Annotated in this window: 5 protein-coding genes; all 5 read left to right on the top strand. The window is 53.6% G+C overall.

Annotation, left to right across the window (positions count from 1 at the left end; all coding sequences use genetic code 11):
• Nucleotides 1–2,218 (top strand): type VI secretion system Vgr family protein (locus tag Q1A40_RS22675; protein WP_300006011.1); only part of this gene is annotated, 2,218 nt, incomplete at its 5' end.
• On the top strand, nucleotides 2,218–3,138 hold the full coding sequence (locus tag Q1A40_RS22670) for a hypothetical protein (RefSeq protein WP_300006008.1): 921 nt from the start codon (nucleotides 2,218–2,220) through the stop codon (nucleotides 3,136–3,138). The genes Q1A40_RS22675 and Q1A40_RS22670, both read left to right, overlap by 1 nt.
• Complete coding sequence (locus Q1A40_RS22665) at nucleotides 3,113–6,256, top strand: T6SS effector BTH_I2691 family protein (protein ID WP_300006005.1); 3,144 nt, start codon at nucleotides 3,113–3,115, stop codon at nucleotides 6,254–6,256. Before Q1A40_RS22670 ends, Q1A40_RS22665 begins: the two co-directional genes overlap by 26 nt.
• Nucleotides 6,257–6,260: 4 nt before the next feature.
• Complete coding sequence (locus tag Q1A40_RS22660) at nucleotides 6,261–7,061, top strand: DUF6708 domain-containing protein (protein ID WP_300006002.1); 801 nt, start codon at nucleotides 6,261–6,263, stop codon at nucleotides 7,059–7,061.
• A 17-nt stretch (nucleotides 7,062–7,078) separates the two neighbouring features.
• Nucleotides 7,079–7,803: DUF6708 domain-containing protein (locus Q1A40_RS22655; RefSeq protein WP_300005999.1), on the top strand; the 725-nt coding region annotated here is incomplete at its 3' end.

Below are 7,803 nucleotides of genomic sequence, written 5' to 3'. Positions count from 1 at the left end.
CCGCATTGAGTTCACCAGCACAAACCATGCTATCAGCAAAGAGATGATGCTGATGAAGAACGGCTCCCTGACGCTACAGGCACCAATCAATCAGGGGTTTGGCATCAAAATCCAGCAACCGGTGCGCGTGATTCAGGGAGTGGTAAGCGGCTTTGAGCGCCTTGGCACCTCAAAGGATGAAACCCGTTACGCTCTGACGCTTGAGCCGCGCCTGGCGTTGCTGGATCGCTCACACCAGAACGCCATCTACCAGGATATGTCGGTGCCGCAAATCGTGGAAAAAATCCTCCGCGAGCGCCATAACCTGCGCGGGCAGGATTTTCTGTTTTCACTGACAAAAGAGTACCCGCGCCGCGAACAGGTGATGCAGTACGGCGAGGACGATTTGCACTTTATCACCCGCCTGCTGGGGGAGGTAGGGATCTGGTTCCGCTTCACCACTGACACGCGCCTGAATATTGACGTGGTGGAGTTTTACGACAGCCAGCAGGGCTACGAAAAAGGCATCACTCTGCCGTCTGTACCGCCATCGGGCCAGCATGCTGAAGGGGCGGATTCCGTCTGGGGGATGACAAGCAGCCATAATGTGGTGCAAAAACAGGTCAGCACCCGGGATTACAACTACCGCCAGGCCACGCAGGATATGGATATCGCGGTGGATGCCAGCCGCGGAGAGACCATCACCTACGGGGAGGCCTATCACTACGCCGATAACTTCCTGACGCAAGGCAGTACTTATGACCTTCACCCGGCCCCGGAGTCCGGTGCCTTTTATGCCCGTATTCGCCACGAACGTTACCTGAACGGCCAGACCCGGGCCGGGGGCATTACCAGCAGCCCGACCCTGTGTCTGGGGCAGGTGCTGAAAGTGACCGGGGGTTATGAAGTTGAAGAGGTCTTCAACCGCGGGCTGGTGATCACCGCCATGCGCACCCATGCCCGCCGGGATGAAGACTTCGGGGTTCATTTTGACGGTATCCCGGACAGCAGCGATTTTTGTTTCCGCCCGAACCCCGACAAGCGCCCGGTGATGGCGGGTACTTTGCCTGCCCGGGTGACCAGCACCACCGAAAATGACACCTACGGCCATATTGATAAAGCCGGGCGCTATCGCGTCAATATGCTGTTTGACCGTGACAGCTGGGAAACCGGATTTGAAAGCCTGTGGGTGCGCCAGTCCCGCCCCTACGCCGGGGACACCTACGGCCTGCACCTGCCATTACTGGCCGGTACCGAAGTGGCGATTGGTTTTGAAGACGGCAACCCGGACAGGCCCTATATTCAGGGCGTGATGCATGACTCGGCCCACGGCGACCACGTCACTATCCATAACTACAAACGCAACGTCCTGCGCACCCCGTCGAACAACAAAATCCGCCTCGACGACGAACGCGGCAAAGAACATATCAAAGTCAGCACCGAACACGGCGGCAAAAGCCAGCTCAACCTCGGACACCTTGTTGACGGCGAAAAACAAAAACGCGGCGAAGGCTTTGAACTGAGAACCGACAGCTGGGGCGCCATCCGGGCAGAAAAAGGGATATTTATTACGGCGGACGGGCAGATGCTGGCTCAGGGGCCGGTACTGGAGATGGATAAGGCTCTGGGAACGCTTAATCAGGCGCAGGGGCTGGCAAAATCGCTGAGTGAAGCCGTGACGACTGCTCAGGCAGAGCTGGCGCAAATTCAGGCACAAAAAACGCTGCTTGAAGCTTCGTTAAAAGACCTGCAGCAGTCTGTGCTGCTGCTGAGCGCTCCTGATGGCATCGCTCAGGTATCACCGCAAAGTATTCAAATCAGCAGCGGACAGAACTTTATTCAAACCTCCGGCGAAAATACCGATTTCAGCGTATTTAAGAAATTCACGGTTGCAGCGGGGGAAATAGTCAGCCTGTTTGCCAAAACGCTGGGTATCAAAATGTATGCCAACAGAGGCAAGGTGGATATCCAGGCACAGGGTGATGAAATGGCGCTGACATCTCTTAACGCAATGAAAATCATCAGTAAAGATGACGAAGTCTATATCCAGGCCGGTAAAAAACTGACGCTATGCTGCGGCAAAACCGCACTGGTTATTGAACCTTCCGGCGTCACGGTTTTCACGCCTGGTGATGTTAATGCCAAATGTGCAAGCTTCAACCAGCAGTCAGCTCAGGGCTTCAGTCCGGCTCCCGCGGAATTGCCGCCGGAAGCGAAATGTGTGGAGAGCTCCCGCTAATGAACGAACGTTCTCTCCTCAGCGCATCTTTGAATGCCAGGCACAATGAATACCGCTATTTGCTGCTGGATCCGCTAAAGGAATTAGCCGCCTGGAATTTACTTAACGCTGAACAGCTCCAGGACAGTCTGGGTAGTGATGCCCTGAGGCGGGTGTTACGTCCGGACCTGGCCTGGTCTGCGGAACATTGTCCATTACTGGTGTTACTGGCTTCCCCCGGAGAAATGCCGGATGAAGCACTGGTGCAATACAGTGAGAAATATGCCCGCGGTGAAGTGCTCTATGAAAAACGCGGCGTTTGTGGCTGGCTGACATCCACTCTTGCCCCCGATGCCATGGCTGAATGGCTGGCAGCGCTGTGTGGAAATATTAAGCCTGGCACGACTATCCCTCTCTTTGAATCATTACGCCTTGATCTTCTGCAGGCGACAGCAGACCCGGTATCACTGGCAGGGCTGCTTGCCGCAGTCAGTCAGTGGCATTGGGTGTCATCTGCCGGCGTACTGCAAACACTGAATGGTCAGTACAGTGAGGCGAACTGGAGACTGAACTGGAGTACTGAGCAGGCACAAAATGATATACGCCTTCTCTGGCGTTTACTGTCGTCATGGCGTGATGCCAGTGAAGTTTTACCTGTGGATGCCGCCCGTCAGGCAATTGATGCCTGGACAATGACCGGGAAAGTGGGTCTGCATCATCTCAGCGACAGGTTATATCTGGCACTTAACGTCCTGACACTGCCTGCTGATATCACAGAGCATGCTGCTGTACAGGTACTGATGCAACAGGCATCTGAAGATGCGTCGCTTTATTTTGAACAACTGATGCAAACCCTTCCGCATACTGTCTGGCAGGAATTTAACCACACACAGTCGGGAAAAAAGGAATTTGAACATGGATACCAAAGCACAGGCCAATAAAAATGCGGCGGCAAGTCAGCAGGCAGCAGCCGGTCCTCTGGGCTGTAAGGCCTGTGAAAGGAAGGGCGTTCCTATTATGCCCCTGCGTACGGCGGTGATGCCGGGTCACACGGTAAGAACCGACTGGCACCCTGCTGTACCGGCACAGGATGTTCAACTGACCGGCGGTGAGTTTAAGTACGGCCTGCGTACTTTGCGTATGGGGTACCTGTATGTCTTGCTCGATAACAGTATTTGGGAAGGGTATGAAGTAACGTCTGAGGGATTTCTGCGCTACTTCAATGCCAGTGATATGCCCGAAGGAGGCTCAGTAGCCTCGCTGTCATCGAGCTGCCTGACGCAAAATCACGATATTAAGTGCAGCTTCCTGCACATTGATAACACCAAAGACAGAAGCGTCTGGCTGGCGTTTAGCAGCGATGCATGGAGCAAGGATGTACTGAACGGTTATAAAAATGGCGACCGTCCTGACAGCCGTTTTACGAAATTCACCGTTACCAGAGAGGGAAAAGTGGTTTCTGACGGCGCTCTGGTGATTGACCATTCCCTGTCTGCGCTGACAAGCAACGTGGCGGAGTATGCGACGGAGTTTTTCTCTGATACCGCGCGGGTGGGTGGGCAAAACATCGGGGGAGCACACGGTTTTCATTCCCGGAAAGATCCCGGAAAACTTCGGGCCCTGAGCAACTACGTTAACCAGTTGACTGAACAGTACCGGTGTCCTGTGATGGCCGTCCCGGTGGATGATGTCGTGGGGGTGGTGCAGGAGCTGAACATCGGACGGCTGATGTTGCTGGAAGAGGCGAACGAATACCTTGAACGGCCGGAAGTATTCCACAAGCATATGATTTCTGAGGCGATCACCTGGTATCTGGGGGTGCTGAAAAAGGATATTCTCGCAAAGAGCCAGCCCCGATATATATCAGGCGGGCCGTTAATAGGCAGCTACGGTCCGATCGCTATCCCTAAAGAACAGGTGGCAGAAGAGAACTTTGCCAGTCAGTATGCCCGAATACTCGAAAGCTATAATGAACCGGAAAGAGCAAAATTTGCTCAGGAGTTTGACAGCCATTTTTCTACGCCGATGAAACGCTTTGAGGCCATTGATAAAGACCTGGCGGCCTGGTACCAGAGCCCGCTGTGGAAAACGGTAATCGTGCAAGATTATGCCCCGGAAATATGTCCCTCCGGCTGGGCGTGGCAGATGCTGACGGTGGCGGCCTGTGTCCAGGGCGGTGCACTGGGAGAAGCCACCGATAAGGTCTGGCAAGAGTGGCTGAATACGGCCACCTCGCCAGCGTATCTGGGCTTTACAGGTATGCAGACCTCCCTGATGGAAACCCTGTTCAGCGGCGGGAACGTCTACGGCTATTTGAAAACGGGCATCACTTCGGATGAATTTGCCAATATTCTGAAAAATGCCGCTATCCAGCGCGGTTTTGCCAGCCGTCTGGTGGCGCTGAGCGGTTCAATAAGCCGCCCGGGAATGAAGGTATCAGATGCCACCCGTAAGGGCTATATGGCGATGACACAAGGGGCGATGCTGACCGCCGGGCAGTCCACGGTGGTGATGACATGGGATACTACGCTCAGAAACCTAAAGCGCCGGCTGCAGAAAGATGCGGCATTACGCCAGAATATGGCAAAAAATAATGCCACCTTTGACGTTATCAGTAAGGACCTCGGCGGAAAAACCGTGCGCGGTGGCAGTGCCCTGATAGTGGATGAACTGATGGGCGTTCAGGGTGAGAAGCCGGGCCTGCACGGTAAAGTACTGGATACTCCTGTTCGGGTACAGTTCAGCGTTCCGGGAACGCTGGAGGAGGTCCGGGCGGCTTTTCCGCAGATGGCACATGCCGGTACCACCTCTGGCAATCTGGCGGTACTGGGTGAGCTTGAAAATGTCTTTATTTCGGAGATGTCGCTACAGGGTAAGGGGCTGAAGGAACCCGTATTCCGCGCCAGCTATGAGCAAATAGCAAAGCTCAATGAGCGGACGATGCGCATTGTCAGCGGTGACGGTTTTGGGCTGATAATGGGGGCCGGGCTGATGGCGCTGCAGGTGGGAAATATCCAGAACCTGCGGGACACACTGCGCAAGTCTGTCGGGACCAATATAGATGTGATGGCAGATACCACCATCAGTACTCTGTTGTTTATTGAGGGGATGGCGGAGGTCTCCGGGTTTGCTTCAAAACTGGCCTTGAAGCTTAACTGGGTGGTATTAAGCAAGGCCCAGCAGGTACCGGGGCTGGTGAGATTTGGTGGCGTACTGGGTGGGATTGCATCGATCATTGATGGGATAAGGAATGGACTACATGGATGGGATGCCTATAAGTCCGGGGATAAGAGCGCAGCAGCTACTTACGCAGCTTCTACAGCAACTATGTTTCTTGGTGGTGCAGTGAATATTATTTGGTCCAGATCAGGTGTTTTTGCCTTACTGGCAACGAAAAGTGTTGGTTTTTTGGGGCTAGGACCTGTGGGATGGGCGACGTTACTTATTCTGACAGGTATGGCGCTGGCTTATTGGGCTAATACGCTGCGGAGTACGGCATTTGAAATCTGGTTGCGGCGAACCTGCTTTGGTATTCCGAATGGCGCGATAGACCCTCTGCCTGTGTGGCATGCCAATAGTCTGAAAGATATGGGGGAGGCGCTGACAGAAATCCGCGCAATAGCTGGCGGTATGGTGGCAGATTTGGCCTTTGCATCAGGTATAGATATTCTGACCGGTAACCCGAACGTCAAGAGCGTGGACTACCGGCGGGTGGATTTCCGGGTCAGTATGCCTGGCTGGGTGGACGGTCGCGGAGGCTGGTCGGTACAACTTACCGGGGGGGGGAAGTCGCTGTTTTCTGAATCAGATAATGCGCCGGACATAGATAACCACTATCAGCGCAGTGGTCCGGAAGGGTATGACAAGCACACCTGGCAGCGGGAAGGTGTCACTGCTGAGGATGGTCGGGAGAAAGATCCCTGGAGCCTGAGTCTGATGGTGAGTGTCTGGGTACCAACGGACACGACCCCGGAGGTTACACTGACCGCGGCCTACTGGCCGGACAGCAAGGACCCGGATAACAAACTGGGTATGACAATTCACGCAAAACAGGGATAAGAAAGTGGGCAAGATTAAACGGCGGCAGGCAAGGCAGGCAGCGCGTGAAGCAAGGGATCAGCCACCGCGTTCACGTTTAAATCATCCTGTTGAGGAGTGGACCGGAGATTTACCCGACAGAGCAGAAGACTGCGCTTATCCCCCAAAACTGATTTGGGTGAACGAACTTAACGATGTGTGGATGGAAATCCCACGCTATGTGAATTTTGGCTGGGGAGGAATGTGGCCAATATTGTTAATACCGGGTGGTGCGTTGATTTTTTTTATCATTTTTGCGCTTCAGCCAGGGCTTATTTCCTATATTCCTGCGCTGCTTACGTTTGGTGCTTGCATATTTTGCATGTCATCATTATTTGTCTACATCCTAAAATCAGTGCTCTTTGAACCCCGCGGAGCCCCCGTCCGCTTTAACCGCAAACGGCAGAAAGTCTATGTCTACGAATTCCAGAAAAGCGTCTGGCCGTGGAAACGCTGGCACCCGGTTATCAAGGTCTTTGACTGGAAAGATATTCACGGGGAATGGGTAATGCGGCGGGCACATGCTGACTGGGGGCACCGTATTTACTGTGCGGTCTGCAAGCCGGGCACTTTTGATGTCACAGACCGTTTTATTCTGACCTGGACCGTGGGCGGAATCGACGAGGCGGGCGGATTGTGGAGCTTTTGTCGTCACTATATGGAAAAAAAACCGGTACCAACAGCGCCTCTCTACAGAGACAAGCCCCGGGACTGGACGCCGTTTAAAACAGTGAAATGGCCGGAGGAGGTGGCGCGTGAGTCCAGCACGGCCCCGGAAGAGGATTAACATTTCAGGGACAGATAATGGGCAAGATTAAACGGCGGCAGGCAAGACAGGCAGCGCGTGAAGCAAGGGATCAGCCACCGCGTTCACGCTTAAATCATCCTGTTAAGGAATGGACCGGAGATTTACCCGACAGAGCAGAAGACTGCGCTTATCCCCCAAAACTGATTTGGGTGAATGAGCTTAATGATGTGTGGATGGAAATCCCGCGTTATGTAAATTTTGGCTGGGGGGGACTGTGGCCGGGAGTATTGATTCTATTTATTCCTTTGATGTTTAGTTTTGTTTTTCTGTTTTTACCAGAGGCGATTTTTCATATACCTATTTTGCTTGCCTCAGCTAGCGGTATATTTTTATTTTCGCCACTCTCTATCTATCATTTAAAAATGATGCTGTTTGAACCCCGCGGAGCCCCCGTTCGCTTTAACCGCAAACGTCAGAAAGTCTATGTGTATGAGTTCCAGAAAAGCGTCTGGCCGTGGAAGCGCTGGCACCCGGTTATCAAGGTCTTTGACTGGAAAGATATTCACGGCGAGTGGGTAATGCGGCGGGCGCATGCTGACTGGGGGCACCGTATTTACTGTGCGGTCTGCAAGCCGGGTACTTTTGATGTCACAGACCGTTTTATTCTGACCTGGACCGTGGGCGGAATCGACGAGGCGGGAGGACTGTGGAGCTTTTGTCGTCACTATATGGAAAAAAAACCGGTGCCAACAGCGCCGTTGTACAGAGACAAGCCCCGGGA

The organism is uncultured Cedecea sp., from assembly GCF_947498825.1.
GTDB lineage: Bacteria > Pseudomonadota > Gammaproteobacteria > Enterobacterales > Enterobacteriaceae > JGM124.
Note: the sequence above shows the minus strand (reverse complement) of the source record. Positions and strands in the feature narration are given on the sequence as shown.

Excerpts from the sequence above, each read along its gene's own strand:
- Q1A40_RS22670 (WP_300006008.1), top strand. The coding sequence starts at position 2,218 with ATGAACGAACGTTCTCTCCTCAGCGCATCTTTGAATGCCAGGCACAAT.
- Q1A40_RS22665 (WP_300006005.1), top strand. The coding sequence starts at position 3,113 with ATGGATACCAAAGCACAGGCCAATAAAAATGCGGCGGCAAGTCAGCAG.